26 protein-coding genes are annotated in these 26,830 nt (G+C 58.1%); 11 read left to right on the top strand and 15 right to left on the bottom strand.

Going from position 1 to position 26,830, the window contains the following annotated elements; translation table 11 throughout:
• Positions 1–293: 293 nt before the first annotated feature.
• The gene (gene polA, locus AB3226_RS14390; protein ID WP_367373507.1) at positions 294–3,062 is read right to left on the bottom strand and encodes a DNA polymerase I; all 2,769 of its coding nucleotides are present in this window, start codon (positions 3,060–3,062) and stop codon (positions 294–296) included.
• A gap of 74 nt (positions 3,063–3,136) precedes the next feature.
• Between polA and AB3226_RS14385 the strand changes: the two genes are divergently transcribed.
• Positions 3,137–3,424: a DUF2782 domain-containing protein gene (locus AB3226_RS14385; protein WP_030127884.1), complete on the top strand. Its 288-nt coding sequence runs from the start codon at positions 3,137–3,139 to the stop codon at positions 3,422–3,424.
• Between the two features lie 59 nt (positions 3,425–3,483).
• Positions 3,484–4,434: a homoserine kinase gene (locus AB3226_RS14380; RefSeq protein WP_038980340.1), complete on the top strand. Its 951-nt coding sequence runs from the start codon at positions 3,484–3,486 to the stop codon at positions 4,432–4,434.
• 119 nt (positions 4,435–4,553) lie between these two features.
• Here the strand turns inward: AB3226_RS14380 and AB3226_RS14375 are convergent, their stop codons facing one another.
• Positions 4,554–5,474, bottom strand: coding sequence for a zinc ABC transporter substrate-binding protein (locus AB3226_RS14375; protein WP_367373506.1), 921 nt, complete (start codon positions 5,472–5,474; stop codon positions 4,554–4,556).
• Between the two features lie 66 nt (positions 5,475–5,540).
• Here AB3226_RS14375 and zur point away from each other — a divergent pair, with 66 nt between their 5' ends.
• The 4 genes from zur to AB3226_RS14355 are packed head-to-tail and all read left to right on the top strand — an operon-like array spanning position 5,541 to position 8,343.
• Positions 5,541–6,023, top strand: a complete 483-nt coding sequence (gene zur / locus AB3226_RS14370; RefSeq protein WP_007902861.1) for a zinc uptake transcriptional repressor Zur — start codon at positions 5,541–5,543, stop codon at positions 6,021–6,023.
• Positions 6,023–6,808 (top strand): zinc ABC transporter ATP-binding protein ZnuC, encoded by a 786-nt coding sequence (gene znuC / locus AB3226_RS14365; RefSeq protein WP_367373505.1) that lies wholly within the window; start codon positions 6,023–6,025, stop codon positions 6,806–6,808. The genes zur and znuC overlap by 1 nt, the downstream gene beginning before the upstream one ends.
• Positions 6,801–7,589: a zinc ABC transporter permease subunit ZnuB gene (gene znuB / locus AB3226_RS14360; protein WP_367373504.1), complete on the top strand. Its 789-nt coding sequence runs from the start codon at positions 6,801–6,803 to the stop codon at positions 7,587–7,589. Before znuC ends, znuB begins: the two co-directional genes overlap by 8 nt.
• 37 nt (positions 7,590–7,626) lie before the next feature.
• A complete protein-coding gene (locus AB3226_RS14355; protein ID WP_367373503.1) occupies positions 7,627–8,343 on the top strand; it encodes a PA5502 family lipoprotein in 717 nt (238 codons plus the stop codon).
• A gap of 77 nt (positions 8,344–8,420) precedes the next feature.
• Here AB3226_RS14355 and AB3226_RS14350 read toward each other — a convergent pair whose 3' ends face one another.
• From AB3226_RS14350 to AB3226_RS14335, 4 genes are all read right to left on the bottom strand, one after another.
• Positions 8,421–9,257: an IS3 family transposase gene (locus tag AB3226_RS14350; protein WP_367372336.1), complete on the bottom strand. Its 837-nt coding sequence runs from the start codon at positions 9,255–9,257 to the stop codon at positions 8,421–8,423.
• On the bottom strand, positions 9,254–9,559 hold the full coding sequence (locus AB3226_RS14345; protein WP_229801896.1) for a transposase: 306 nt from the start codon (positions 9,557–9,559) through the stop codon (positions 9,254–9,256). The genes AB3226_RS14350 and AB3226_RS14345 overlap by 4 nt, the downstream gene beginning before the upstream one ends.
• Before the next feature lie 103 nt (positions 9,560–9,662).
• Positions 9,663–11,840 (bottom strand): catalase HPII, encoded by a 2,178-nt coding sequence (katE, locus tag AB3226_RS14340; protein WP_367375797.1) that lies wholly within the window; start codon positions 11,838–11,840, stop codon positions 9,663–9,665.
• A gap of 162 nt (positions 11,841–12,002) precedes the next feature.
• Positions 12,003–13,886 (bottom strand): ricin-type beta-trefoil lectin domain protein, encoded by a 1,884-nt coding sequence (locus tag AB3226_RS14335; RefSeq protein ID WP_367373502.1) that lies wholly within the window; start codon positions 13,884–13,886, stop codon positions 12,003–12,005.
• A 439-nt stretch (positions 13,887–14,325) separates the two neighbouring features.
• Here AB3226_RS14335 and AB3226_RS14330 point away from each other — a divergent pair, with 439 nt between their 5' ends.
• The 3 genes from AB3226_RS14330 to AB3226_RS14320 are packed head-to-tail and all read left to right on the top strand — an operon-like array spanning position 14,326 to position 16,841.
• The gene (locus tag AB3226_RS14330) at positions 14,326–15,333 is read left to right on the top strand and encodes a methionine ABC transporter ATP-binding protein (RefSeq protein ID WP_367373501.1); all 1,008 of its coding nucleotides are present in this window, start codon (positions 14,326–14,328) and stop codon (positions 15,331–15,333) included.
• Complete coding sequence (locus AB3226_RS14325) at positions 15,333–16,007, top strand: methionine ABC transporter permease (RefSeq protein WP_123500528.1); 675 nt, start codon at positions 15,333–15,335, stop codon at positions 16,005–16,007. Before AB3226_RS14330 ends, AB3226_RS14325 begins: the two co-directional genes overlap by 1 nt.
• Before the next feature lie 60 nt (positions 16,008–16,067).
• Entirely contained in the window at positions 16,068–16,841 is a 774-nt protein-coding gene (locus AB3226_RS14320) for a MetQ/NlpA family ABC transporter substrate-binding protein (protein WP_367373500.1), read from the top strand.
• 219 nt (positions 16,842–17,060) lie between these two features.
• On the opposite strand, the gene AB3226_RS14315 is transcribed toward AB3226_RS14320, so the two are convergent.
• The 5 genes from AB3226_RS14315 to AB3226_RS14295 are packed head-to-tail and all read right to left on the bottom strand — an operon-like array spanning position 17,061 to position 20,969.
• On the bottom strand, positions 17,061–17,696 hold the full coding sequence (locus tag AB3226_RS14315; protein WP_367373499.1) for an SCO family protein: 636 nt from the start codon (positions 17,694–17,696) through the stop codon (positions 17,061–17,063).
• Positions 17,693–18,592, bottom strand: coding sequence for a heme o synthase (gene cyoE / locus AB3226_RS14310; RefSeq protein WP_367373498.1), 900 nt, complete (start codon positions 18,590–18,592; stop codon positions 17,693–17,695). The genes AB3226_RS14315 and cyoE overlap by 4 nt, the downstream gene beginning before the upstream one ends.
• Entirely contained in the window at positions 18,580–19,659 is a 1,080-nt protein-coding gene (locus tag AB3226_RS14305) for a heme A synthase (protein WP_367373497.1), read from the bottom strand. Before AB3226_RS14305 ends, cyoE begins: the two co-directional genes overlap by 13 nt.
• Before the next feature lie 10 nt (positions 19,660–19,669).
• A complete protein-coding gene (locus tag AB3226_RS14300) occupies positions 19,670–20,263 on the bottom strand; it encodes a hypothetical protein (RefSeq protein ID WP_367373496.1) in 594 nt (197 codons plus the stop codon).
• On the bottom strand, positions 20,229–20,969 hold the full coding sequence (locus AB3226_RS14295; RefSeq protein ID WP_367373495.1) for an SURF1 family protein: 741 nt from the start codon (positions 20,967–20,969) through the stop codon (positions 20,229–20,231). Before AB3226_RS14295 ends, AB3226_RS14300 begins: the two co-directional genes overlap by 35 nt.
• Positions 20,970–21,039: 70 nt before the next feature.
• Here AB3226_RS14295 and AB3226_RS14290 point away from each other — a divergent pair, with 70 nt between their 5' ends.
• Positions 21,040–21,243, top strand: a complete 204-nt coding sequence (locus AB3226_RS14290; protein ID WP_030129650.1) for a twin transmembrane helix small protein — start codon at positions 21,040–21,042, stop codon at positions 21,241–21,243.
• Between the two features lie 15 nt (positions 21,244–21,258).
• On the opposite strand, the gene AB3226_RS14285 is transcribed toward AB3226_RS14290, so the two are convergent.
• From AB3226_RS14285 to coxB, 4 genes are all read right to left on the bottom strand, one after another.
• Positions 21,259–22,146: a cytochrome c oxidase subunit 3 gene (locus AB3226_RS14285; protein ID WP_367373494.1), complete on the bottom strand. Its 888-nt coding sequence runs from the start codon at positions 22,144–22,146 to the stop codon at positions 21,259–21,261.
• Between the two features lie 33 nt (positions 22,147–22,179).
• The gene (locus tag AB3226_RS14280) at positions 22,180–22,737 is read right to left on the bottom strand and encodes a cytochrome c oxidase assembly protein (RefSeq protein ID WP_367373493.1); all 558 of its coding nucleotides are present in this window, start codon (positions 22,735–22,737) and stop codon (positions 22,180–22,182) included.
• A 129-nt stretch (positions 22,738–22,866) separates the two neighbouring features.
• Positions 22,867–24,459 carry a cytochrome c oxidase subunit I gene (gene ctaD, locus AB3226_RS14275; RefSeq protein ID WP_367373492.1) on the bottom strand — a complete coding sequence of 531 codons (1,593 nt, stop codon included), beginning with the start codon at positions 24,457–24,459 and terminating at the stop codon, positions 22,867–22,869.
• A gap of 82 nt (positions 24,460–24,541) precedes the next feature.
• On the bottom strand, positions 24,542–25,669 hold the full coding sequence (gene coxB / locus AB3226_RS14270; RefSeq protein WP_367373491.1) for a cytochrome c oxidase subunit II: 1,128 nt from the start codon (positions 25,667–25,669) through the stop codon (positions 24,542–24,544).
• A gap of 371 nt (positions 25,670–26,040) precedes the next feature.
• Here coxB and AB3226_RS14265 point away from each other — a divergent pair, with 371 nt between their 5' ends.
• Entirely contained in the window at positions 26,041–26,691 is a 651-nt protein-coding gene (locus tag AB3226_RS14265) for a hypothetical protein (RefSeq protein WP_367373490.1), read from the top strand.
• Positions 26,692–26,830: the final 139 nt, after the last annotated feature.

Genomic DNA, 26,830 nt, shown 5'->3' with positions numbered 1-26,830 from the left:
CAGACAAATCTGCAGGCAAAAAAAACCCCGGACTTCATATGGGGAGGGAGAAGTTCCGGGGTTCAAGCTCCGGACCGCTAGGGCGGGGTCCAGATATCTGCCAACACTTAACACAACATAGGAGCATCGAAGGGCTTCACCAGCCATTCAGTATCTCTGAGTGGCGGTTCACGGATTTAGTTCAGACTATTTTCAAAAACCATTGGAAATAATCGATGTCATTTTCCGCACTATAGCCCTTCGTTATTTTGTGCTGCGGCATAAGGCCGCAGCACAGGCGTCTTTCAGGCTGATCAGTGCGCTTCATCCCAGTTGTTGCCTACGCCTACCTCGACCAGAAGCGGTACATCCAGTTTTGCGGCGCTGCTCATGTGCACGCGAATCTCCTCACGCACCTGGTCGATCAGGTCCTCACGCACCTCAAGCACCAATTCATCGTGTACCTGCAGGATGACTTTGGCGTCCAGGCCTGACGATGTCAGCCAGTTATCCACCGTTACCATGGCTTTCTTGATGATGTCCGCCGCCGTGCCTTGCATCGGGGCGTTGATTGCTGTGCGCTCGGCAGCTTTGCGCAGTGCCTGGTTTTTTGCGTTGATTTCCGGAAGGTACAAGCGACGACCAAAGATGGTTTCGACGAAACCTTGCTCGGCGGCCTGGGCGCGCGTGCGCTCCATGTACTCCAGCACGCCGGGATAACGAGCGAAGTAGCGGTCGATATAGGCTTGGGACTGTTTGCGGTCAACGCCGATCTGCTTGGCCAGGCCAAACGCGCTCATGCCGTAGATCAAACCGAAGTTGATGGCTTTCGCGCTACGACGCTGATCGTTAGTGACTGCATCCAGCTCGACGCCAAACACCTCTGCGGCCGTTGCCCGGTGTACATCGAGGTTGTTGCGGAAGGCGTGCAGCAAGCCTTCGTCCTTGGCCAGATGCGCCATGATCCGCAGTTCGATTTGCGAATAGTCCGCGGCCAGCAGCTTGTAGCCTTTCGGCGCGACGAACGCCTGACGAATCCGACGACCTTCGGCAGTGCGAATCGGAATGTTCTGCAAGTTCGGGTCGATCGACGATAAACGTCCGGTGGCGGCGACGGCTTGCTGGTAAGACGTATGAATGCGCCCGGTGCGAGCGTTGATCTGCTCTGGCAAACGATCGGTGTAGGTGCTTTTGAGCTTGCTCAGCGAGCGGTACTGCATCAGTACTTTGGGCAGCGGATAGTCCTGTTCGGCCAACTCGGCCAATACCGCTTCGGCAGTCGAAGCCTGGCCCTTGGCGGTTTTGCTGAGTACGGGCAAACCGAGCTTTTCGTAGAGGATCACGCCCAGTTGCTTCGGCGAACCCAAATTGAATTCTTCACCGGCAATGGCGAACGCCTCACGTTCAAGGGCGACCAGTTTCTCGCCCAGCTCGACGCTCTGGATGCCCAGCAGGTTGGCATCCACGAGCGCGCCCTGGCGCTCGATACGGGCCAGAACCGGCATCAGCGGCATTTCAATCTCGTTGAGCACTTTGCCCAGGCTTGGCGTTGCTGCCAGTTTTTCCTGCAAAGCCAGATGCAGGCGGAAGGTGACGTCGGCGTCTTCGGCGGCATAGGGGCCAGCGAGCTCAAGAGATATCTGATCGAAGCTCAGCTGTTTGACGCCTTTGCCGGCAATCTCTTGAATGTCGGTCTTGCTTTGGCTCAGGTACTTGAGCGCCAGGCTGTCCATGTCGTGACGGGTGGCCGTCGAGTCCAGGACGTAAGACTCGAGCATGGTGTCGTAGGCAATACCCTGAACAATAATCCCGTTGCTCTGATCGCCACCGATGGCACAGTTGGCGAGGATATTGGTTTCGAACTTGGCGTGCTGGCCGACTTTCAGCTTATTCGGGTTTTCCAGCAGCGCCTTCAACGCCAGCAGCACGGTGTCGCGATCCAGTTGTTCCGGCACGCCCATGTAGGAATGGGTCAGCGGAATATAGGCCGCTTCGTTGGCTGCGACGGAAAACGACAGGCCCACCAATTGTGCATGTTGCGCATCGCTGCCGTTGGTTTCGGTGACGAAGGCGATCAATGGCGCCTTGTCGAGCTTGTCCAGCCAAGCCTCGAAGTGCTTTTGGTCGAGGATGGTCTCGTATTTCGCTTCGGCGGCGCCCGGCTGTTCCTGGATGACCTCGACAATGTCCTGGCCCGATCGCTTCGCGTCGCGCTGGTTCTCTTCGAACCAGCTTTTGAATTCCAGCAGGGTATAGAGCTCGGCGAGCTTGTCGTGATCCGGTTTGCCCATTTGCAGGTCATCGAGACCGATGTCCAGCGGCACGTCGATCTTGATGGTTGCCAGTTGATAGGAGAGGAATGCCATCTCCTTATGCTCTTCGAGCTTGGCCGGCAAGGTTTTGGCGCCGCGAATCGGCAGGGTCGGGACGATGTCGAGCTGTGCATAGAGCTCGGTCAGGCCACCGTTCACGCCGACCAGCAGGCCGGAAGCGGTCTTTGGACCGATACCCGGAACGCCCGGGATGTTGTCGGACGAATCGCCCATCAGTGCCAGATAATCGATGATCTGCTCGGGAGCGACGCCGAATTTCTCCTTCACGCCTTCTACGTCCAGCGCGCTACCGGTCATCGTATTGACCAAGGTAATGTGCCCGTCGACCAATTGCGCCATGTCCTTGTCGCCGGTGGAGATCACCACCGGGCGGTCGGCGGCCGCACTGCTGCGGGCCAGGGTGCCGATCACGTCGTCCGCTTCAACGTTGTCCACGCACAGCAATGGAAAACCCAAGGCCTTGACGCTGGCGTGCAACGGCTCGATCTGGACCCGCATGTCGTCGGGCATGCTTGGGCGATTGGCCTTGTATTCGGCGAACATCGCATCGCGAAACGTCCCGCCCTTGGCATCGAACACCACGGCAAACGGGCTCTCCGGGTACTGCTTGCGCAGACTCTTGAGCATGTTCAAGACGCCCTTGACCGCTCCGGTCGGCAGGCCTTTGGACGTGGTCAGCGGTGGCAGCGCGTGAAAGGCGCGGTACAGATAAGAAGAACCGTCCACCAGGACGAGGGGGGCTTGGCTCATGAGCAGGATCAACCTTTTCGGCGGGTCCGGCGCTAGAATAGCGGGACCGTTGACGACAAAGGGACAAGGTTATCATGCGCACACTAAATCGCTTGTTGCTGGCTGGTTTGTTTGCAATCACCCCATTGGCTGTCATGGCGGCGGACGACGCGCCCTCGGCGGACCCGGATGTAACGATCCGCACGGAAGGCGACAAAACCATTCAGGAATACCGGCAAAACGGCTTTCTGTATGCCATCAAGATCACTCCGAAGGGCGGTAAACCGTACTTCCTGGTGCGCTCGGATGGGACTGATGCAAACTTCATTCGCTCGGACCAGCCGGATATGCTGATTCCGTCGTGGAAAATATTCGAGTGGTAAACCGCTCCTAACTTAAATCGGCGCCGGCAGTCGCGGCGCCCGTACTGGCAGTTTTAACCATGTCTGTGTTCACCCCCCTGGCTCGGCCCGAGCTGGAAACCTTTCTCGCCCCTTACGGGCTTGGCCGCCTGCTTGATTTCCAGGGGATCGCCGCCGGTAGCGAAAACACCAATTTCTTTATCAGCCTGGAGCAGGGCGAATTTGTCCTGACGCTGGTGGAGCGCGGTCCGGTGCAGGAGATGCCGTTCTTCATCGAGCTGCTCGATGTGCTGCACGACGCCAACCTGCCCGTGCCTTATGCCCTGCGCACCACCGACGGCGTCGCCTTGCGCGAACTGGCCGGCAAGCCTGCGCTGTTGCAACCGCGTCTGGCGGGCAAGCACATCAAGGACGCCAACGCGCAGCATTGCGCTCAGGTCGGCGAGCTGCTGGCTCATTTGCACTTGGCAACCCAGGCCAACATGATCAAACGCAAAACCGATCGCGGCCTGGACTGGATGCTGGAGGAGGGCACGCAGTTGCTTTCGCATCTGAATGCCGAGCAAAGCGATTTGCTGCAACGGGCGCTGGATGAAATCACACAGCAGAAGACGAAAATTCTGGCGCTGCCGCGAGCCAACATCCATGCGGACCTGTTCCGCGATAATGCGATGTTCGAAGGCACGCACCTGACCGGGTTGATCGACTTCTACAACGCCTGTTCGGGGCCGATGCTCTATGACGTGGCGATTGCCTTGAACGATTGGTGTTCGGACGAGCAAGGACAGCTTGATGGCGCTCGGGCGCGGGCGTTGCTGGGGGCTTATGCCGCGCTGCGACCGTTTACCGCTGCCGAAGCCGAGCTATGGCCGACCATGCTGCGCGTGGCGTGCGTACGGTTCTGGTTGTCGCGGTTGATCGCCGCGGAGTCTTTCGCCGGGCAGGACGTGTTGATTCACGATCCGATGGAGTTTCAGCTGCGCTTGGCGCAGCGGCAGAAGGTCAGCACGCCGCTGCCGTTCGCCCTCTAAAAAGCATCGCGGGCAAGCCACGCTCCCACAGGGTTTGTGTCGTTCATAATTTTGGCGAACGACACAAACCCTGTGGGAGCGTGGCTTGCCCGCGATTGGGGCCGACACAATATTCGGAACTACAGCGACTCCAGACACCCCGCCAAATCATTCCCCAGCTTTTCCAACACCTGCTCATACCCCTGAGCGGTCGCTGGCGTGTACCCGCCCAATGCATCCAGTTCCGCCAACTTCACCGGCAAACCCGCCACCAACGTTTCCGCCAGGCGCGGGCGTAGCGGCGGCTCGCTGAACACGCAGGTCTTGCCGACTTCCTGCAATCGCGTGCGCATCGCTGCCACGTGTTGGGCGCCGGGCTGCACTTCGGCAGCGACACTGAACACGCCGGTGTGCTTGAGGCCGTAAGCGTCTTCAAAGTAGTCGAAGGCTTCGTGGAACACGAAGTAAGGCTTGCCCGCAATGCCCGCCAGGCGAGCCTTCAGGCGCAGGTCCAAAGCATCCAGACGCTCATCGAACGCCTTGAGGTTGCTCTGGTAGCGCGCTGCGTTGGCCGGATCGACAGCACTCAGATCGGTGGCCATTTTGCTGGCGATCACTCGGGCGTTGATCGGTGACAACCACAAGTGTGCATCCAGGCTGCCGGGGCGGTGATCGTGGTCATGCTCGTCGGCTTCTTCGGCGTGGGAGTGGTTATCTTCGGCGAAGTGTCGCAGTTTCAGGCCAGGCAAATCCTGCACCGAGACGCTGGGCAACGTACGACCTTTCAGTACGCGAGGCAGGAAACCTTCCATGTCCGGGCCGATCCAGTACAGCAGATCCACCGATTGCACTTTCCGTACGTCGGAAGGGCGCAAGGCGTAGTTATGGGGTGAGGCGCCGGGCGGCAGCAAGACTTCCGGAACCGCTACGCCGTCCTGCACTGCTGCGGCGATCAGCTGCAGGGGTTTGACGCTGGTGAGGACTTTGACCTCGGCTTGAGCCGAGCCGATCAGCAGAAAACTGGCGACAAATGCGACAAAGATAGAAAAAAGTCGGGACACGATGACCACTCGAAGAGGCGAGAACGGGTAACATAATAACGTCTCTCACAAAACTCGTCGCCGCTCATGCCTAAAACACCGATTGCCAGCCGTCCCCACGACCACTCTCATTGCGTGCATAGCGCATTGTCTGAGGCCGATGCCTTGTGCGCACGTCAGGGGCTGCGTCTGACCGCTTTGCGTCGGCGGGTGCTGGAACTGGTATGGCAAAGCCACAAACCGTTGGGTGCCTACGACATTCTGGCGGTGCTCAGCGAGCAGGACGGCCGCCGCGCCGCGCCTCCGACCGTGTACCGCGCGCTGGATTTCCTGCTGGAAAACGGACTGGTACACCGCATCTCCTCGCTGAACGCCTTCGTCGGCTGCAATCATCCGGAACACGCTCACCAGGGCCAGTTCCTGATCTGCCGCGAATGCCACGCCGCCATCGAACTCGAACAGAAATCCATCAGCGACGCGATCATCAATAGCGCCAAAGATGTCGGATTTATCGTCGAGGCCCAGACCGTTGAAGTGATCGGTCTCTGCTCGGGTTGCCAGGGGGCTTGATGAGCAACGCGCTGATTCGCCTTGAGCAGGTGGCTGTCACCTTTGCCGGGCAAAACGTGCTGGACAATATCGAGCTGAGCGTCGAGCCGGGGCAGATCGTCACTTTGATCGGCCCCAATGGTGCAGGCAAAACCACGCTGGTGCGCGCCGTACTCGGTCTGTTGAAACCAGACAGTGGCAGCGTCTGGCGCAAGCCGAAGTTACGCGTCGGTTACATGCCGCAAAAACTCCATGTCGACCCAACCCTGCCGCTTTCGGTGCTGCGCTTCTTGCGTCTGGTGCCGGGCGTGGACCGCGCTCGCGCCTTGGCCGCTCTCAAGGAAGTCGGTGCCGAACAGGTCATCGACAGCCCGGTGCAAAGTGTTTCCGGTGGCGAAATGCAGCGGGTGCTGCTGGCGCGGGCATTGTTGCGCGAGCCGGAATTGCTGGTGCTTGATGAGCCGGTGCAAGGCGTCGATGTGGCCGGTCAAGCCGAGCTCTACAGCCTGATTACACGCTTGCGCGACCGGCATGGTTGCGGCGTTTTGATGGTCTCTCACGATCTGCATCTGGTGATGAGCACCACCGACCAGGTGGTGTGCCTGAATCGTCACGTCTGCTGCTCCGGACATCCCGAGCAAGTCAGCGGCGATCCGGCATTCGTCGAGTTATTCGGAAAAAACGCACAAAGCCTGGCGATTTATCACCACCACCACGACCACGCCCACGATCTGCATGGCTCGGTGGTCAGCGCGGCCCCGTCGACCCCTACCCACGTTCATGGAGATAGCTGCAAGCATGGCTGATTTTCTGCTCTTCGCCCTGCTTGCAGGTCTGGCCCTGGCGCTGGTCGCGGGCCCGTTGGGGTCGTTCGTGGTCTGGCGGCGCATGGCCTATTTCGGCGACACCCTGTCCCACGCCGCACTGCTCGGTGTGGCGCTGGGTTTTCTGCTGGATGTCAGCCCGACGGTTGCCGTCACTGTAGGCTGCTTGTTGCTAGCGGTATTGCTGGTGACGTTGCAACAACGGCAGCCACTGGCGTCCGACACGCTTTTGGGAATTCTCGCACCGAGCACGCTCTCGCTTGGCTTGGTGGTACTAAGCTTCATGCATGAAGTGCGGATCGACCTGATGGCCTATCTGTTCGGCGACTTGCTGGCGATCAGCCCGACTGATCTGGTCTGGATCCTCGGCGGTAGCGCGGCGGTGCTGGCCTTGCTGGTCACCCTGTGGCGACCTTTGCTGGCAATCACGGTGCATGAAGAGCTGGCCAAAGTGGAAGGTTTACCAGTGGCAGCCTTGCGTCTGGTCCTGATGTTGCTGATCGCTGTGGTGATCGCGGTGGCGATGAAAATCGTTGGCGTGTTGCTGATTACTTCGTTACTGATTATTCCGGCGGCTGCGGCACAGCGTCACGCCCGCTCGCCGGAGCAGATGGCACTGGGCGCGAGCCTGCTGGGCATGCTCGCGGTGTGTGGCGGGCTGGCGTTGTCCTGGTTCAAGGACACCCCGGCCGGCCCGTCGATTGTGGTGACGGCCGCCGCGCTGTTTCTGCTGAGTTTTGTCCTGCCCCGTAGAGGGGTGTAGACTTGCTCGTTTTTTGCGCAAATAGAGAGTCGCAGGAATGAAGCTGTTCGCCTCCCGTTATCTGCTCCTTGTCGCATTTTCGCTGCTGCTGGGCGCTTGCCAAAGCACACCACCGGCGGCCACCGAGGCCCCCGATGCGCGGGCCACGGCTATCGCACAGCTGGAACAAAGCCTGGCCAGCAGCGAACTGGCCACCGCCGAGGACCAATTGGCCGCCTTGCAGGCAGAGTCACCCAACGATCAATCCCTCGAGCAATACCAGCGGCAATTGGCCGAAGCTTATTTGCTGCGTAGCCAGATCGTGTTGCAAAAAGGCGATGTGAATGCCGCAGCCACTGCCCTCAGCCGTGCCCGGGTGTTGATGCCCAAGGCCCCGGCGCTGACGGGTGGCGTCAACAGCGCCATTGTCCATGCGCGCAAGGCTGAACTGGATAAAGCCGAAGCGGCTCTCAAGGCTGCCGAAGCCAAACCGCAGGCCAAAGTCATCGACCCGACGGCTGAAAGCACTACGGTGGCGTTGAACCTCACCGATATGAGCAAGCTTCGTCGCCAACTGGATGCCATCGCCGCCGATGTGGTGAATTATCAGTGCGATGTGAGTATTCAGGCTCCGCGCACTCAGGATTACCCTTGGTTGGCCACGTTGCTGACCAAGCGGGTGAAGAAGCTGGATTCGGAGTTTGATCTGAAGCTGGAGAAGCAGATTCTGCGCAACATTGCGGCGCAGATGGTTTTGAGTCCGCGCAAGCCTTAAAAGCTTCGCGGGCAAGCCTCGCTTCTGTAGGAGCGAGGCTGATCTGGTCAAGTAATCCCGGACACCAGTTACGGTGTTTATGCCGCTTTTAGCTCCATAGCTATTGGCGACAGGTAGTTGTTGTAGCTGTGGAGCCTGGTGCGGTTGTAGTACATGAAGAAACGCACCATATCGGTTTGTGCTTCCTCGCTCGTGCTGTAGCCGTTGCGAGGGACCCATTCTGACTTCAGGGTGCCGAAAAAGCGTTCCGTTGGAGCATTGTCCCAACACTGCCCGCGATGACTCATGCTCTGCAAAATGCCATGGCGCATCAGCTCTTCTTGAAACTTGCGACTGGTGTACTGACAGCCCTGATCCGAATGGAACATCAACCCAGGTGGGCAGGTTCGAAGCTCTGTCGCCATGCGTAGCGCTTTACTCACCAAGTTGGCGTCATTGACCAGCGAAAATGCCCAACCAATGACCCGACGAGCAAACAAATCGATCACGATGGCCAGATGAACCCAGCGCTTGCCTACCATCAAGCTTGTAACGTCGCCACACCAGACTTGATTGACCGCGGTCGGCTTGAAATTGCGCTTGAGCAGGTTGGGCGCGACAAATGCTTCAACTCCTTTGGATCTGAATGGATGAGGCTGGCGTTGTTTGCTGACAATGTTGGCTTCCCTCATCAGGGCTTTAACAAGGCTTCTTCCGACCGCTATGTTTTGGGCCTGCAGATGCTTGCTGATCGTTCTGGACCCCATGGCTTCCCGGCTTTCGCTGTGCAGTTCGACCACCTTCCCCTTGAGCTCTTCGCGCTCGATCTTAGGCCGCGAGAGACGCTGTAGCCATTCGTAAAAGCTGCTGCGCTTCACATCGAAAACGCGACACAGGATGGCGGTCGGGAATGACTCTCTTAGCTCCGCGATCATCGAAAACGATCGGGATCCGACATCAAGAGAGCGGTAGCCTTTTTTAAGATTTCGGCTTCCATTTCCATGCGTTTGATCTTGGCTTTCAAATCCTGAATCTGGCGCTGATCCTCAGTAATGGCCTTGGTGCCTTGAACCGGTTGCCCCTTGTGTTCCTTGCGAACCTGATCCACCCAGCGCCGCAACGCGGTGGCGCTAATGTCCAGCGACGCGCAGACTTCCTGTACCGAACAACCGTCATCAATCACCATGCTGGCTGCACGATGTTTGAACTCGCGGGAAAAGACTCTTCTTTCTTTCATGGAACCTCCAAATTGGCGAAATCATATCGCCCTTAAGAGGTGTCCGGAATTATTAGGCCAGATCAGGCTTGCCCGCGAAGGCGTCCTTACTAACGAAAAAATCCTAAGCCGGAATCGCCTTCGCCTTAGGCTCCCTCTCCCAAATCCGATGCTGACCGATCGCGGCAAAAAACGCCTTGAACAGCGTGGCATCCGTCCCCACGATCAACCCCGCATCAACCTCCAGCTTCAATACATCCAGCAACTGCTTCGCTTCGCCATGCAACGCGATTGCCTTCAAATGCTTGTACGCCTCCAGCAGATAATGCAGCGCTACACCATCGGTACTCAGCGCCTTGATCGACGTCGCGCCACCCGGCACGAACACGGCGTCGAACGCTACAGAAGGCAAACCTTCCATCGACGCATCCACCGGCAGCGCTTTGCCATCGGCGGTTGTCACGGGGGCCGAGGTCGGGCCGAGCAATTTGGCGTGCGCGCCTTCGGCCATCAGAGCCTTCTTCATCGCATCAATCGCCGCGCCATCCACCCCGTTGGCCGCCAGAATGGCCACTTTTCGGGTTTTGATGTCCCCCGACAGCAGGTTGGCCTGACTCAGGGCGGGGGAGTGGTCGAGTGAAGTTTGACGCACCTCGACCGTTCCGGCCTTCGGTACCGGCAAGCCCAGGTTCTGCGCCACGCGTTTGGCCAATTCCAGATCGATATTGGCCAGGATCTCATTCACCTGCCGCGCACGAATAAATTCGCGTTCGACCTTGCCCAGCTCGAAGCTGTAGGCCGCGATGATGTGTTCCTGTTCGTGCTTGCTCATGCTGTGAAAGAACAGCCGGGCCTGAGAGAAGTGGTCGGCGAAAGACTCGCTGCGCTGACGGATTTTCGCAGCGTCGATGCGCTCCGGATAAGTCTCGAAGCCACCGTTCTGCGCGGCCGGTGGGGTTTCCTTCGGCCAGCCGCTGTCGATAGAGTTCGGCTCGTAGGAGGCGCGTCCCTTGTCGATGGTGGTGCGGTGCTGCGCATCTCGTTGACCGTTGTGAAATGGTGACACCGGACGGTTGATCGGGATCTCATGAAAATTCGGCCCACCCAGTCGGCTGATCTGCGTATCGGTGTAGGAAAACAACCGCCCTTGCAGCAAAGGATCATTGGAGAAGTCGATTCCCGGCACGATATGCCCGGGGCAAAAGGCAACCTGTTCGGTCTCGGCGAAGAAATTGTCCGGGTTGCGGTTGAGCACCATCTTGCCCAGCGCAGTGATCGGCACGACTTCCTCGGGAATGATTTTGGTTGGATCGAGAAGGTCGAAATCGAAGGCATGTTCGTTTTCCTCTTCGATAACCTGTACGCCCAATTCCCATTCCGGGTAGTCCCCCATCTCGATGGACTCCCAGAGATCACGACGGTGGAAGTCGGTGTCTTTACCGGCAAGCTTCTGCGCTTCATCCCACACCAGCGAGCAGGTGCCAGCGGCGGGGCGCCAGTGGAATTTTACGAAGCGCGCCTTGCCTTCGGCATTGATCATGCGAAAGGTGTGCACGCCGAAACCCTGCATGGTGCGCAGGCTTTTGGGGATCGCTCGGTCGGACATGGTCCACATCACCATGTGCGCGGATTCCGGCACCAGAGAAACAAAGTCCCAGAAAGTATCGTGGGCCGAACCGCCGGTAGGAATCTCATTGTGGGGTTCGGGTTTTACCGCATGTACGAAGTCAGGAAACTTGATCGCATCCTGAATGAAGAACACCGGCATGTTGTTGCCCACCAGATCGAAGTTGCCTTCGTCGGTAAAAAATTTCACCGCGAAACCTCGTACGTCCCGCACGGTATCGCCGGACCCGCGCGGGCCTTGCACCGTGGAAAAGCGCACAAAAACCGGCGTTTTCTGGCTAGGGTCTTGTAGGAACCCGGCCTTGGTCAGTACGGAATGGGTTTCATACGCCTGGAAGTAACCATGGGCACCGGTACCGCGGGCATGGACGATGCGCTCGGGAATGCGTTCATGGTCAAAGTGCGTGATCTTTTCACGCATGATGAAGTCTTCCAGCAACGACGGCCCGCGGGCACCGCCCTTCAACGTGTTCTGATTGTCCGCGACCTTCACGCCCTGGTTGGTACGCAGGGCCTGTTCGGTGGCATCGGAGCGAAATTTTTCCAGGCTGTCGAGCTTGGCGTTGGTGTTGCCGCGGTCCAGGGTATCGGTCCCGGCCAGTGCGCTTTTGGGGGCGGCAGGCTTCTTGGTACTCATCAGTTTTGAACTCCTCGTTGCGACTCCTGCCGTAGCCAGGACTCTTGAGCAATTCCCCAGGCACGGCACCGGGGGCGTTTTCGAGTTGCCTGATTAGTGACTGATAACGTTTTTAGCCGTTCCTTTTTTCTGCCCCCTGAATGCCAACCGGCGTACGACCAGGCACATTTCTGGCGTGGCCGATTGGCAAATGGTCAGGATCTAGATGCCGTCGCGCAGGATTTCAATTCGCCATCTTTGACGAGTATCAACACCTTGATACCTGTCCACCCACTCCGGACTGATCTGAGGCGAAGGTCCTAAATGGTTGGGCATGACGTCTTGGATGGAAGGCGCCAACGGGTAGCTGGCCCAAGGGATGTTCAGTGGGTTGAACACGTTTTTCGGAGTGTTTTGAAAGTGCATCGAGCCGTCTGGAATAATTTTCAATCGACTGTTATCGGAATATAGACGCCATTCACGGTTGTACAGTGAATGAAGCCGATCCGCTTGCCACTCCCACTGCTGTCTGTTATCGAGCGCACAACTATTGGTTATCAGTGCTCCGTCAGTTTCGCGAACACTCAGGCATCGCTGTGTTGCTCTATTAACATAGCGGCTTTCGGAATCCAGACCCCATAATTGCTGCGCATCCGAGGCGGCACACGACTCAAGGGTAATACTGGAGTTGGCATTTCCAGACATACATTTGCCGGTACCCTCCGCCGAACGAATCAGCACGGTCATCTCACGTGTCAAGAATGGATTATTCATATCCAGTGTGTACTTTTCCTCGGTGTTATAGATGTCGGTAATTTGGTGTGTCTTGACCTGGGTTCTATCCCACCACCACTCAGTTCGATCCAGATCGTAACCTCCCCCCACACTCACGGTAGCGACGCCTGTATAAGTGCCCGGTAACTCCCATAATGAATAAGATTCAAGCGCAGCAGAACGCATCATGGGCGTCATTTTGTCTTCGGATAAAATGGGCGTCGTGCTGGTCAGCTGCTTGATCAATGCGCCCCTTAGCTTTGTGTCTATCGGAGCGTTCCATGTCACTCTGGAACCATTTTGTGCCGCCAGCAATGAATAGTCTTTGAAGTTGTAACTCATCGTTTTAGTGTGTGCGTAACTTAAGCCGAAGTTCACGTTGAACGGTGATTTTGCCGCATACGCGATATTGTCAGCTTTCGTTCCACCAAACTCGCCACCCAATGACCCACCAATAGAAAGTCCTGTGGTTTTCGTTTCGGTGAAACTGAATTCGGTCCTTGAATCACTGGAAGGGGCGGACTTTACCAGTACAGGAGCAATTTGCGGAGCAGTCAGTTGATGGGTAAATCGATAGGCGTGAGGCAAATAGGAACCCCACAGATTAAGCCCGTTGCCACCTGGCCCGAATCCACCAATGGTTATGCCGTTTTTTGCAGAGCGCACAGTCGTCGGGACAGTTGTTATGGAAACAAACTTTTTATCCTGGCTTCGCTGAGCACTCCTGATAATGTCGATATTCACCACGGATGTCATTTCGCGAGTAGGGCTTTGGACATTAATGTTGTAAGTCAGCTTTGGCAGACCAATAAATTCATCTTCCGGTGGGTCGCTCTTGAGGTTCAATTCTTTCACCAGCAACCATGCGGCCTCCATAATATTCTTATCGTCGTAGCCTTCTAGTCGGTAAACTTCGATTTTTGAACTATTCTGGCGATGAAACAGTGCATAGTCGAAGGATCCGGAAATCCCGAAAACAGTGCTCACTTCCTTTGCAAGTTCTGGAGAATGGCTATTCATTTTCAGCAGTACCGGAATGCCTGAGCGGAAGATATCCGTCACTTGTCCGATGACCTTTTCATCATCAGCTATTGACCCAATATCCAGGAAAGCCATGGTGGAAGAATTATTGTTATCCGCTGATTTATTTAACTCCGCCTGGCTCAGCGCTGTGGCCAATCGTTGAGTGCGCTGCACGTTTTCAGTGCCGGTACCGGGGGGCGGAGACCCAAATACCATCAGTGTTTCTGAAGGTGTTGAAGTTGCGGCGACTGCGCTCCCGATTAAATTCAGTGCAAACACTCCAGCCAAAAGTACTTTATGTTTCTTCAAGTTTTAATTCCTTTTATTATTTCCAATGCAAGCTGATCAATTAGATCGCTGTCCAGTTGTTGATTTGAAGAGATTTTAAAATAACAGGCGGAAAGGCTTATACAACTAAAAGTTCTGCCGGAAATGCAACAGCGCATGTGGTTGAAGTAATAAAACAACTAATTATAAGTTATGTTAAAACATGGTTTTTCATCACTGTGGCGGTCTGGCGGAGACCTCAGTCGTTCCCCTCCTTGGCAGAAAAGGATGTACCCGGTGATTGCGAATATCCGGGCGTTCACGGTGGTTTGCGCCGGGTTTTGCCTCGACCTTTGATCGCGTTATTGCCAAATCGCTGGTTGAATGCGAAATAAATGCTAAGAACCTCTATACAGACAGGCTAAAATGCGCGCCCGGCTAACCGCTGATCCTTTTCTAACGCGCCCACAAGGTTCGCTACGTGATCGAGTTTCAAAACGTCCACAAAACTTACCGCGTCGCCGGTAAGGATATTCCCGCCCTGCATCCGACCAGTCTGACGATTGAGAATGGTCAGGTCTTTGGTCTGATCGGCCATTCGGGCGCGGGAAAAAGTACCCTGCTGCGTCTGATCAATCGCCTGGAAAACTCCAGTGGCGGCAAGATCATCGTCGATGGCGAAGAAATCACCGCGCTGGACGCCAATAGCCTGCGGCGCTTCCGTCAGCAGGTCGGGATGATTTTCCAGCACTTCAACCTGCTGGCGTCCAAAACCGTGGCCGATAATGTCGCGCTGCCGCTGACCCTCGCCGGTGAACTGTCCCGTAGCGAAATCGACCGGCGTGTGGCGGAGTTGCTGGCGCGGGTCGGCCTGGCCGACCATGCGAAAAAGTACCCGGCGCAACTGTCTGGTGGTCAGAAACAGCGTGTCGGCATCGCCCGCGCCCTGGCAACCAAACCGAAAATCCTGCTGTGCGATGAAGCCACTAGTGCCCTGGACCCGCAAACCACGGCGTCGGTCCTGCAACTGCTGGCCGAGATCAACCGCGAACTGAAACTGACCATCGTCCTGATCACCCACGAAATGGATGTGATCCGTCGGGTCTGCGATCAGGTGGCGGTGATGGATGCCGGCAAGATTGTCGAGCAAGGTTCGGTGGCCGAGGTGTTCCTGCACCCCAAGCACCCGACCACTAAGCGCTTCGTGCAGGAAGACGAGCAAATCGACGAAAGCGAACAGCGCGATGACTTCGCTCACGTTCCGGGGCGCATCGTGCGTCTGACCTTCCAGGGCGAAGCGACCTACGCGCCGTTGCTGGGTACCGTTGCCCGGGAAACGGGTGTGGACTACAGCATCCTGGCCGGTCGTATCGACCGCATCAAAGACGTCCCTTACGGGCAATTGACCCTGGCCGTCACCGGTGGCGATATGGAAGCGGCATTTGCTCACTTCACTGCAGCTGACGTCCACATGGAGGTGCTGCGCTGATGGAAGTCCTGATGAGTTTCTTTTCCAATATCGACTGGTACGAAATCTGGCTGGCCACCGGCGACACCCTGCTGATGCTCGGCGGTTCGCTGTTGTTCACCGTGCTTTTGGGATTGCCGCTGGGCGTGCTGTTGTTCCTGTGCAGCCCGCGCCAGTTGCTGGAAGCCAAAGGTGTCTACGCGATGCTGTCGCTGGTGGTGAACATTCTGCGTTCGCTGCCATTCATCATTTTGCTGATCGTGATGATTCCGTTCACTGTGTTGATCACGGGCACCTCCCTGGGTGTCGCCGGTGCGATTCCACCCTTGGTGGTGGGTGCCACGCCGTTCTTCGCGCGACTGGTGGAAACCGCCTTGCGTGAAGTGGATCGCGGCATCATCGAGGCGACCCAGGCCATGGGCGCGACGACACGTCAGATCATCATCAATGCCTTGCTGCCGGAAGCCCGCCCGGGCATCTTCGCGGCGATTACGGTGACAGCGATTACACTGGTGTCCTACACGGCAATGGCCGGTGTGGTCGGCGCTGGCGGCCTGGGCGACCTGGCGATCCGTTTCGGTTACCAGCGTTTCCAGACGGATGTGATGGTTGTGACGGTGGTGTTGCTGCTGATGCTGGTTCAAGTGCTGCAAACCGTTGGCGACAAATTGGTTGTCCACTTCTCACGTAAATAAGTCATGAGCCGGCCATTCGCTGGCAGGCGCCAAACGGGCGCCTCACAAGGAGTTAGCTGAATGAAAAAACTACTCGTCGCGTTTGCTGCCGTTGCAGCCTTTTCTGCACACGCTGCCGACACCCTGACCGTCGCGGCCTCCCCGGTGCCTCACGCGGAAATCCTCGAGTTTGTTAAACCGGCCCTGGCCAAAGAAGGCGTGGACCTGAAGGTCAAAGTCTTCACCGACTACATCCAGCCGAACGTGCAGGTGGCCGAGAAGCGTCTGGACGCCAACTTCTTCCAGCACCAGCCGTACCTGGATGAGTTCAACAAGGCCAAGGGCACCAACCTTGTCAGCGTTGCAGGCGTGCACCTGGAGCCGCTGGGCGCTTACTCCAGCAAGTACAAAACGCTGACCGAGCTGCCGGGCGGCGCCAACGTGGTGATCCCGAACGACGCCACCAACGGTGGTCGTGCGCTGTTGCTGCTGGCGAAGGCTGGCCTGATCAAGTTGAAGGATTCGAACAACATCCTGTCGACCGTGAAGGACATCACCGAGAACACCAAGGACCTGAAATTCCGCGAACTGGAAGCCGCGACCATCCCACGCGTGCTGACTCAGGTCGACCTGGCGCTGATCAACACCAACTACGCGCTGGAAGCCAAGCTCGATCCGTCCAAGGATGCGCTGGTCATCGAAGGCAGCGACTCGCCGTACGTGAACATCCTCGTTGCCCGTCCGGACGACAAGGACAGCACAGCGATGCAGAAACTGGTTGCTGCCCTGCACAGCCCGGAAGTGAAAGCCTTCATTCTCGAGAAGTACAAAGGCGCGGTATTGCCGGCGTTCTGATCAGCTGATGTAAGCGAAAAAAGGGGCGCAATCACTGCGCCCCTTTTTTGTGCCTGTTGTTCCGTCCTGAATAAGGTTTACACCTGTTTCAGGACTAGACATGAAACACCGTACCTGTGGGAGCGGGCTTGCCCGCGATGGCGGTGAAACAGTCGACATCAATGTTGAATGACGCTCCGTCATCGCGGGCAAGCCCGCTCCCACAGGGTATTGTGTCGGTTACTCGCGCTTGAGCATCACCGGCAACTGCGCCACCAGTTTCTGGTTGTTCAACGGTGCACGAATGAACCCGCGTTGAGTCCCGTCCGGGCCGATCACTGCGAGGTTACCGCTGTGGTCGACGGTGTAATTAGGCTTGCTGGTGTCCGCCGGAATAAACGGAATACTCACCGCATTGGCCAGTTTCTGAAGGTCTTCGACCGAGGATGCCGTCAGCCCGATGAACTGTGGATCGAAGTAGCCCAAGTATTGCTTGAGTTGCTTGGGCGTGTCGCGGTTCGGGTCGACGCTGACCAAAACGACCTGCAACTTGTCCACAGCATCCGCCGGCAGTTCGCTCTTGATCTGCCGCAGCTGGGCGAGGGTGGTCGGGCAGATGTCCGGGCAGAAGGTGTAGCCGAAGAACAACACACTCCATTTGCCTTTCAGCTCGTTGACCGCCACCGGCTTACCGTCCTGATCGGTCATCTTCACGTCCGGCAGGTTACGGCTTTGGGGCAACAGGATGATCCCCGCATCAATCAGTGCCGTCGGGTCGCCCTGGTTTTTTCCGCTCAGTACTTTATTGATGGTGAGGCCCAGGATCAGCGCGATCAGGGCGACGAGAATGAAGACGGTTTTCTGGGTTCGAGTCATAGGTTCAACAGTAAGTAGTGATCTACGAGCAGCGCGATAAACAGCAGGAACAAGTAGTAAATAGAGTATTTGAACGTGTTGATCGCCGCGTGCGGCCGAGTGCCACGGTACAGCACCACGGCCCATTGCAGAAACCTCGCGCCCAGTGCGAGGGCACACATCAGGTAGAGCACGCCGCTCATGTGGATTACGTAGGGCATCAGGCTGACGGCCAGCAGCGCAAAGGTATAAAGCAAGATGTGGACTTTGGTGTAGTGCTCGCCATGGGTCACCGGCAGCATCGGAATGTCAGCCTTGGCGTATTCCTCTTTGCGATGAATCGCCAGCGCCCAGAAGTGCGGCGGGGTCCAGGCGAAGATGATCAGCACCAGCAGCAACGGTTCGGCACTGACATGACCGGTGGCGGCGGTCCAGCCGAGCAGCGGCGGGGCCGCACCAGCGAGGCCGCCGATGACGATGTTCTGCGGCGTCGCACGTTTCAGGAAACCGGTGTAAACCACGGCATAACCGAGCAAGGATGCAAGGGTCAGCCATGCCGTCAACGGGTTGGTGAAGGCCAGCAGTAAAGCCTGGCCGAGCAGCGCCAGCACCAGAGCGAAAGTCAGCGCAGCACTCGGAGTTACCCGCCCTTCGGCCAAGGGCCGCTTGTGGGTCCGGGCCATGACCGCGTCGATGCGCCGGTCCACCACATGATTGACCGCCGCGGCACCGCCGGCACACAAGGCAATCCCCAGATTGCCGAACACCAGCACCGTCCACGGCACCCCGGCGCGCGTCGCGAGGAACATGCCGACCAGCGAGGTGATGAGCATCAGCACCACCACTTTCGGCTTGGTCAGCTCCAGGTAATCGCGCCAGATTGCCTGACTGTGACGTTCGCCGATCAGGGTCGCCATGGCATTTCTCCTTTTATTGTTATGGGCCCGGCCGAGTGTTTACGCAGGCTGAAACGCCAGCGCACTGGGGGCTGATGCTTGACCCGAACCAGACTGGTTCGCGCGTGATAATTGACCAGCACCATCGTCAGCAGCAGGGCTGCACCGCCGGCGTTGTGGGCGACGGCCACCGGCAGCGGCAAGTGGAACACCACATTGCTGATGCCCAGGGTGATTTGTGCGGCCAGGGCGATCAGCACCATGGCGGCCAGGCGCGTCATGCCGACGACCTTCAGTTGCCAGGCCAGACCGAGCAGAACGAGAGTGACCAGTAGCGCGCCGATACGGTGAGTCAGGTGAATCGCAGTGCGGGCATCGCTGTCCAGTTGCCCGCCCAGGTAATTGGGGCCGATGTGTTGGGTCAGGTGAAAGCCGTTGGCGAAATCAGTGGGTGGCAGCCATTGTCCGTGGCAGGTTGGAAAGTCGATGCAGGCCACCGCCGCGTAATTGGAGCTGACCCAGCCACCCAGGGCAATTTGCAGGATCACCAGCAGCAACCCGGCGGTCGCCCAGTGCTGCAAGCGCCGTGGCACGGTCAGCGCCGGCAACACGCCGGACAGGCGCAAGGTCAGCAGAAACAACAGGCTCAAGGTCGCAAAGCCGCCAAGCAAATGCCCGGTGACCACTTGCGGCCATAGCTTGAGTGTCACCGTCCACATGCCGAACGCCGCTTGGGCGAACACCACCGCCAGCAAGAACAACGGTAATTTCACCGGCTGCCCCGGGTGATGACGATGGGTCCAGGCGCGGCCCGCCAGTACCGTGATCAACAGCCCCAATGTGCCGGCAAAGTAGCGGTGAAGCATCTCGTTCCAGCCTTTGTGGGCTTCTACCGGGGTATCGGGAAAATGCAGTTCGGCATGGGCCAGTTGGGCTTCGCTGTTCGGCACGCTGATAAAGCCGTAGCAGCCGGGCCAGTCCGGACAGCCAAGGCCAGCGTGAGTCAGGCGTGTGTAGGCGCCGAGCAACACCACAATCAGTGCCAGCAAGGTGGCAAACAGCGCGAGGCGAAATCCAGGTTTGGCCATGACGATGCCCTTATCCGATGTTCGACAGTTTCAGCAAATGGCGCAGGTCGTTGAGCAGGTCCTTGCCCTTCACCGTCGGGTCGTAGCGCAGCACCAGATTGCCGTGAGGGTCGATGATCCACAGGTGCGGCGTGTCATTGCCCTGTGCGCCTTTGATGTAGGTCGGCGAGTCCAGTGAATAACGTTGCAGCTGCGGGTACTCTCGTTGAAGTTTAGTCGCGTAATCGCTGTTCAGCGGTTGCGCGATGGCCAGCGCATGGCTGGCGCGGGCAGCATCGCGGCCGAGGCCGATCTGGATCTGTCGCGCCAGATACACCAGTTGCTGGCAGTCCACCGAACAGTCCTTGGGCGCCGTCACCAGCAACTGCCAGCGGTCTTCTTGCGCCGGTACGCCGATGTCGGCGCGGGTCTGGCCGTTTCCGATCAGTTCACCGTGATAACTGCGGCCCTCCGGCACCCAGAACTGCAATTTGTACATGCCGGTGGCGAGGATCATCGGACCCACCACTCCCAACAGGATCAGTAACAACTGCAAGCGCCCGCGCCGACGATTTACCGGCGTTTTCGCCTCAGACATGCCGAGTGGATTCATGGCCGCTCCCATTATTGTTCTCCTTTGCGTTGTGCCATCCGAGATAGAGGTAAAGGCCGAGCAGGGCGATCGACAGGGCGAACCACTGCACGGCATAAGCCAAGTGTTTTTCCGGCCCCATGGCCACCACCGGCCAATCGGCCTGGTAGGTCGCGGGACCGCTTTGCGCGCGTAATTCGTAGGCGAAACCGTCACGGTCAAGCGCCGCCCAGAGCCTGGCCGGTTCAATGGCGGTGACCAGTTGTGGCCAGTTCGTGGCGTCTGGGTCGGCGTGCAACTGGAACGTTGCGCCGGGGGGGACGTAGACCCAGGCGTCGAGGCTCAATGCCTGAGTCGGTGTGGTGAATGACGGCGGTGTGCGCCGATCCGGCCACGGCAACCAGCCGCGATTGACCAGCAGCCAGAGCCCGGTTGCCCGGTCCTGAAACGGTTGCAGCAGCTCGACCCCGACCTTGCCGTCGCGCTGACGGTTGTCCAGCAACAGGCTGTGTTCGGCATCGAACTGGCCGTGCAGGCTAACCCGGCGGAAGGCCGGATCTTCGGTGTGTTGCAGTTCAGTGCTGGCCATCGGTTCGGCCGCCCGGCGCTCGGCGTAGCTTTGCAGCAGCGCGCTTTTCTCCGCGCCCCGGCTCAACTGCCAGAACCCGAGTGACACCAGCAAAGGCAGCAGCATCGCCACCACCAGGGTCGGCACGAGGCCCGGCCGGAAGCGCTTCATGGCGTCGCCAGAAAGTCGGTAGTCGCGATAGCTATACTCAAATGCATCGCCTTTCCCCCGGAGTGTCACCATGCTCAAAGCAGCCATCGTCCTGATGCTGATTGCCACGGTTGTCAGCCTGTTCAGCGGCCTGTTTTTTCTGGTCAAGGACGACAGCCACTCGAATCGCCTGGTCATCGCCTTGAGTGTTCGTGTTGCGCTGGCCGCCACCACTGTCGGCTTGATCGCCTGGGGTTTTTTCAGCGGCCAGTTGGTGTCTCACGTACCTTGGTAGTCATGAAGCCAAGTCTCAGAGCACGTAGACGAAAACGAACAGACCGATCCACACCACATCCACGAAGTGCCAGTACCAGCTCGCCGCCTCGAAGCCGAATTGATGGTCGGCATCGAAGTGCCCGCGCATGACCCGCATCAGCATCACGAACAGAATGATGGTGCCCATGGTCACGTGGGCGCCGTGGAAACCGGTGAGCATGAAGAAGGTCGCGCCGTAGATGCCGGAGCCCAGGGTCAGGCCCAGCTCGTGGTAGGCGTGCAGGTATTCTTCGGCCTGGAAACCGAGGAACGCGCAACCGAGCAACACGGTCAGCGCCAGCCAGATTTTCAGTGCGCCGCGATGGCCTTTCTTCAAGGCATGGTGAGCGATGGTCACGGTGACGCTGGAACTCACCAGCAGCACGGTATTGAGCAGCGGCAGGCCCCAGGGGCTGATGACTTCCTTGGGGGGAGGAAAGAGTTTCGAGTCCGGGTTGTTCAGCAGCGGCCAGGTGAATTCAAACGCCGGCCACAGCATGTGAGCGATGCCTTTGGTGCCTTCACCGCCCAGTGCCGGGCCTGCGATGTTGCGCACATAAAACAGTGCACCGAAAAACGCGATGAAGAACATCACCTCCGAGAAAATGAACCAGCTCATGCCCCAGCGGAACGAGCGGTCCATCTGTGCGCTGTACAACCCTTGGCGACTTTCCTTGATCACCGTACCGAACCAGCCGAACAGCATGTAGGCCAGCAACAGTCCGCCGACGAAAAAGATCAGCGGGCCGTGGGATTCCGGCCGCGCAGCCTTAAGGTCGTTGAACCAGGTGCCCAGGCCGAACACCGTGACCAGCATGCCGATCGTGGCGATGATCGGCCATTTGCTCTGGGCTGGAACGTAATAATGTTCATGAGTTGCCATTTATTGTTCTCCTTATCGGGCACGCTTTAACGCCTAGCCGCCGGTGCTTGCTGCAACAGCCACGGGCGGATGACGTGCGGTGATATCGAACAGCGTGTAGGACAGCGTCAGGTGCTTCACATCCTTGGGCATGTCGCGGTCAACAATGAACCGTACCGGCATCTCGATGCGTTGACCGGGCTGCAGCACTTGCTGGGTAAAGCAGAAACATTCGGTCTTGTGGAAGTACGCCGCGGCTGCGCTGGGTGCGATGCTCGGCACCGCTTGGGCGCTCATCGGGCGATCGGTCGGGTTGTGGGCGATAAAAATCATCTCGTTCACCGTCCCCGGGTGTGCGACCAATTCATCGCCCTTGGGATAGAAGTCCCAAGCCATGTCGGCGGCGTTGGTTGACAGAAACTGCACGCGAACCTGCCGCGAGACGTCGACCGTTTGCTCGCCTTCATACTGCCCGGCGGTTTTGCCATTGATGCCGAACGCCTGGCACATCACGTCGTAGATCGGCACCAGGGCAAAGCCGAAGACAAACATCGCCACCACCACCAGTAACAGGCGGGTGACCAGTTTCTTCGTCGAAATCGAATCAGCCATCGCACGAGCCCTCTACACCGAACCCTGTGGGAGCGGGCTTGCCCGCGATAGCGATATATCTGACACACCGCGCCGCATGCATCGCAGGCAAGCCAGCTCCCACAGGAATTCCTACAAGACCGAGGCGTTTCATTTCACTTCCGGCGGTGTGGTGAAGGTGTGATACGGCGCCGGCGACGGAATGCTCCACTCCAGGCCTTCTGCCCCATCCCACGGTTTGGCCGGTGCCGGCTCGCCACCACGAATGGTCTTGATCACGATGAACAGGAAGAAGATCTGCGTGGCCCCAAACATGAACGCGCCGATCGACGACACCATGTTGAAGTCGGCGAATTGCAGGTTGTAGTCCGGAATCCGCCGCGGCATGCCCGCCAGGCCCACGAAGTGCATCGGGAAGAACGCCATGTTCATGCCGATGAAGGAAAGCCAGAAGTGCAGCTTGCCGAGGGTTTCGTCGTACATGTGGCCGGTCCATTTCGGCATCCAGTAGTAGGCCGAGGCGAAGATCCCGAAGATCGCCCCCGGCACCAGCACGTAATGGAAGTGCGCGACCACGAAGTAGGTGTCCTGGTACTGGAAGTCCGCCGGGGCGATGGCCAGCATCAACCCGGAGAACCCGCCAATGGAGAACAGGATGACGAACGCCACGGCGAACAGCATCGGCGTCTCGAAGGTCAGCGAGCCTTGCCACATGGTGCTGGCCCAGTTGAACACCTTGACCCCGGTGGGCACCGCGATCAGCAGCGTGGCGTACATGAAGAACAACTCGCCCACCAGCGGAATGCCGACCACGAACATGTGGTGCGCCCAGACGATGAACGAAAGGAACGCAATACTCGCCGTGGCATAGACCATCGAGGTGTAGCCGAACAATGGCTTACGCGAAAAGGCCGGAATGATCGAGCTGACGGCACCGAAGGCCGGCAGGATCATGATGTACACCTCGGGGTGACCGAAGAACCAGAACACATGCTGGAACAACACCGGGTCTCCGCCACCGGCGGCACTGAAGAAACTGGTGCCGAAGTGGATGTCCATCAGCATCATGGTCACGCAGCCGGCCAGTACCGGCATTACTGCGATCAGCAGGAACGCGGTGATCAGCCAGGTCCAGACGAACAGCGGCATTTTCATCAACGTCATGCCGGGGGCGCGCAGGTTGAGGATGGTCGCGATCACGTTGATCGCCCCCATGATCGAACTGATCCCCATCAAGTGGATGGCGAAGATGAAAAACGTCACGCTTTCCGGCGCATAGGTCGTCGACAGCGGTGCGTAGAAGGTCCAGCCGAAATTCGGCCCGCCACCGGGGGTGAACAGGGTCGATACCAGCAGCAGGAACGCTGCCGGCAACAGCCAGAAGCTGAAGTTGTTCATCCGCGGCAAGGCCATGTCCGGCGCGCCGATCATCAACGGGATCATCCAGTTGGCGAGGCCGACGAAGGCCGGCATCACCGCACCGAACACCATCACCAGGCCGTGCATCGTGGTCATCTGGTTGAAGAATTCCGGCTGGACGATTTGCAGTCCCGGCTGGAACAGCTCGGCACGAATCACCATGGCGAACGAGCCGCCCAACAGGAACATGGTGAACGCAAACCACAGGTACAGCGTGCCGATATCCTTGTGGTTGGTGGTCAGCACCCAGCGCATCAGGCCTTTGGCGGGGCCGTGGGCGTGGGCGGTGCCGGTATGAACATGCTCATCGACGACAACTGTCATGTCCTGTCTCCTGCAAACGGATGGGCTGGGCGGGCCGGGGCGTCATGCCCCGAGCGGTTCCTTACGTACGCAATAGACCGGGTCATTTGCTTTCCGCCTGTTTCAGCTCCAGCACTTCTTTAGGGGTGACCATGTCGCCTTTGTTGTTGCCCCAGGCGTTACGTTCGTAGGTCACGACCGCTGCGATATCGACTTCCGAAAGCTGCTTGCCGAACGCCGCCATGGCGGTGCCGGGCTTGCCGTGGAAGACAATGCTCAGGTGATCCTTGATCGGTCCGGTGGCGATTTTCGAGCCCTTGAGTGCCGGGAACATCGGCGGCAGGCCCTGACCTTCGGCCTGGTGACAGGCCACGCAGGTGGTGTGATAGACCTTGTCGCCGCGCTCCTTGAGCTCGTCGAGGGTCCATTCCTTGCTGGTCAACTCTTTGAGCTGCGCAGCTTCCGCCTTGCGTTCGCCCAGCCAGGTTTCGTAGTCGGCCTTTTCCTTGACCTCGACCACAATCGGCATGAAGCCGTGGTCCTTGCCGCACAGCTCGGCGCACTGGCCACGGTAGATGCCGGGCTTTTCGACACGGGTCCAGGATTCATTGACGAAGCCCGGAATCGCATCGCGCTTGACCGCGAAGGCCGGCACCCACCAGGAGTGGATGACGTCGGCGGAGGTCACCAGAAAGCGCACCTTGGCACCGATCGGCAGCACCAGCGGCTTGTCGACCTCCAGCAGGTAATGCTCGCCCTTGGCTTCTTTGTTGTGGATCTGATCGGCGGGGGTGGTCAGGTTGCTGAAGAATTCGACGTCCTGACCCAGGTATTTGTAGTGCCACTTCCACTGGTAGCCGGTGACCTGGATATCGATATCCGGCTCAGTGTTGTCGTACATCTTGATCAGGGTGGCAGTTGCGGGGACCGCCATGGCCACCAGAATAAGCAGGGGCACGATGGTCCAGAGGATTTCGACGGTGGTGCTTTCATGAAATTTTGCGGCCACCTGCCCGGTAGAGCGGCGGTGGAGGATCATCGACCAGAACATGGCGCCGAAGACGATGATGCCGATCACTACACATATCCAGAAAATGGTCATGTGCAGATCGAATACTGCGTGACTGATTTCAGTCGCTCCAGGCGCCATATTCACAGTCCAGGCCGCTTGCGCCTGACTGAAAATCGACCACAACAGGAGGCCCATCCAGACATGTGGATGTCGCATCATTGCGGGTTCCCCTTATAGTTCTTTTTATCCCGCCGGCTTTCACCTGCGGCAAGGGAGCGGCTTTTTCAGACTACGAACTTGAATCGCCGAGCCTTGCTGCATATGCAGTCGGGCGTCATCAGCTAACTCCATTCAGAACCGAGTATAGACAGCGACTGCCACCTCGCAACGCGATGGCGTAAATCAACCGAAACAGGTTGGACTTGCGTTCCAGGTCGTGAATGGAGAAGGATGCAGACGAGTGGTGGCAAATCGATATAACTTCGATGTCTCAAGGATGAAATAATTATGACAAATGCGTCTTAGCATTTTTCGTAAGCCAGCTAAGTTATGTCTTCCCTATTTCATTGCCTTTGTTTCCTGGAGTTTTCATGAACACCGCCGCATTGCGCGAGCAGATCCAAAAAGCCCAACAACATGAGGCCGAGACCGGCCTGCTGACTCGTCAGCTGCAGTCCCAACTGCCTCACCTGCACCCTGCTATCCAATTGCCGGAGGCCGATGCCAACGGCGTGCTGACGCGTTTTGTTTGCGCCTACATCGAAGAGGTGCCCGACCTGCTGGAAGCAGCCAATGAAGTCGCCAGGGAAGCGGGTATCGAATCGCAAATCAAACCGGTGCTGAAAATCGCCGAGCAGTATTTCCTCCAGCCGCCGGCCATCATGGCCGGGCATGTCGGTCTGGATGGCCTGCTGGATGAAGCCTATCTGGCGCACCGCTTTGTAGAAGAGGTCAACGACCTGTACATCAAGCATTTCGGCCAGCCACTGATCCCCTTGGACATGACGGTCGCCAACTTGATTGCTCACCAATTGATCGGTGAGGAATTTGCCAACCAACTGGATGAAGCGGTACATCACGCCATCGACGAGATGCTCAACGAAGAGAGTTTTGCGCTGGAATCGGTGGAAGCCTACCGTGAGAAACTCAACAGCCCGGACACCGGCGCCGCGTGGAAACGCTGGCCGTGCATGTCGCGCCGCCTGGGCGTAGGCCTGGAACTGGATCAGCCAGCGGCGTAAGTCTACGCAATACCTGTAGGAGCGAGGCTTGCCCCAATGCCAGTCAGTTAAGGGCAACTCGGACATGTAGGAGCCAGGCTTGCCGGTGAAGGCGTCCTTAAGAGCGCTTTCGCCGGCAAGCCTCGCTCCTACAAGTGGT

Origin of the sequence: Pseudomonas lini, assembly GCF_964063345.1 — a bacterium.
Classification (GTDB): Bacteria; Pseudomonadota; Gammaproteobacteria; order Pseudomonadales; family Pseudomonadaceae; genus Aquipseudomonas; species Aquipseudomonas lini_B.
Note: the sequence above shows the minus strand (reverse complement) of the source record. Positions and strands in the feature narration are given on the sequence as shown.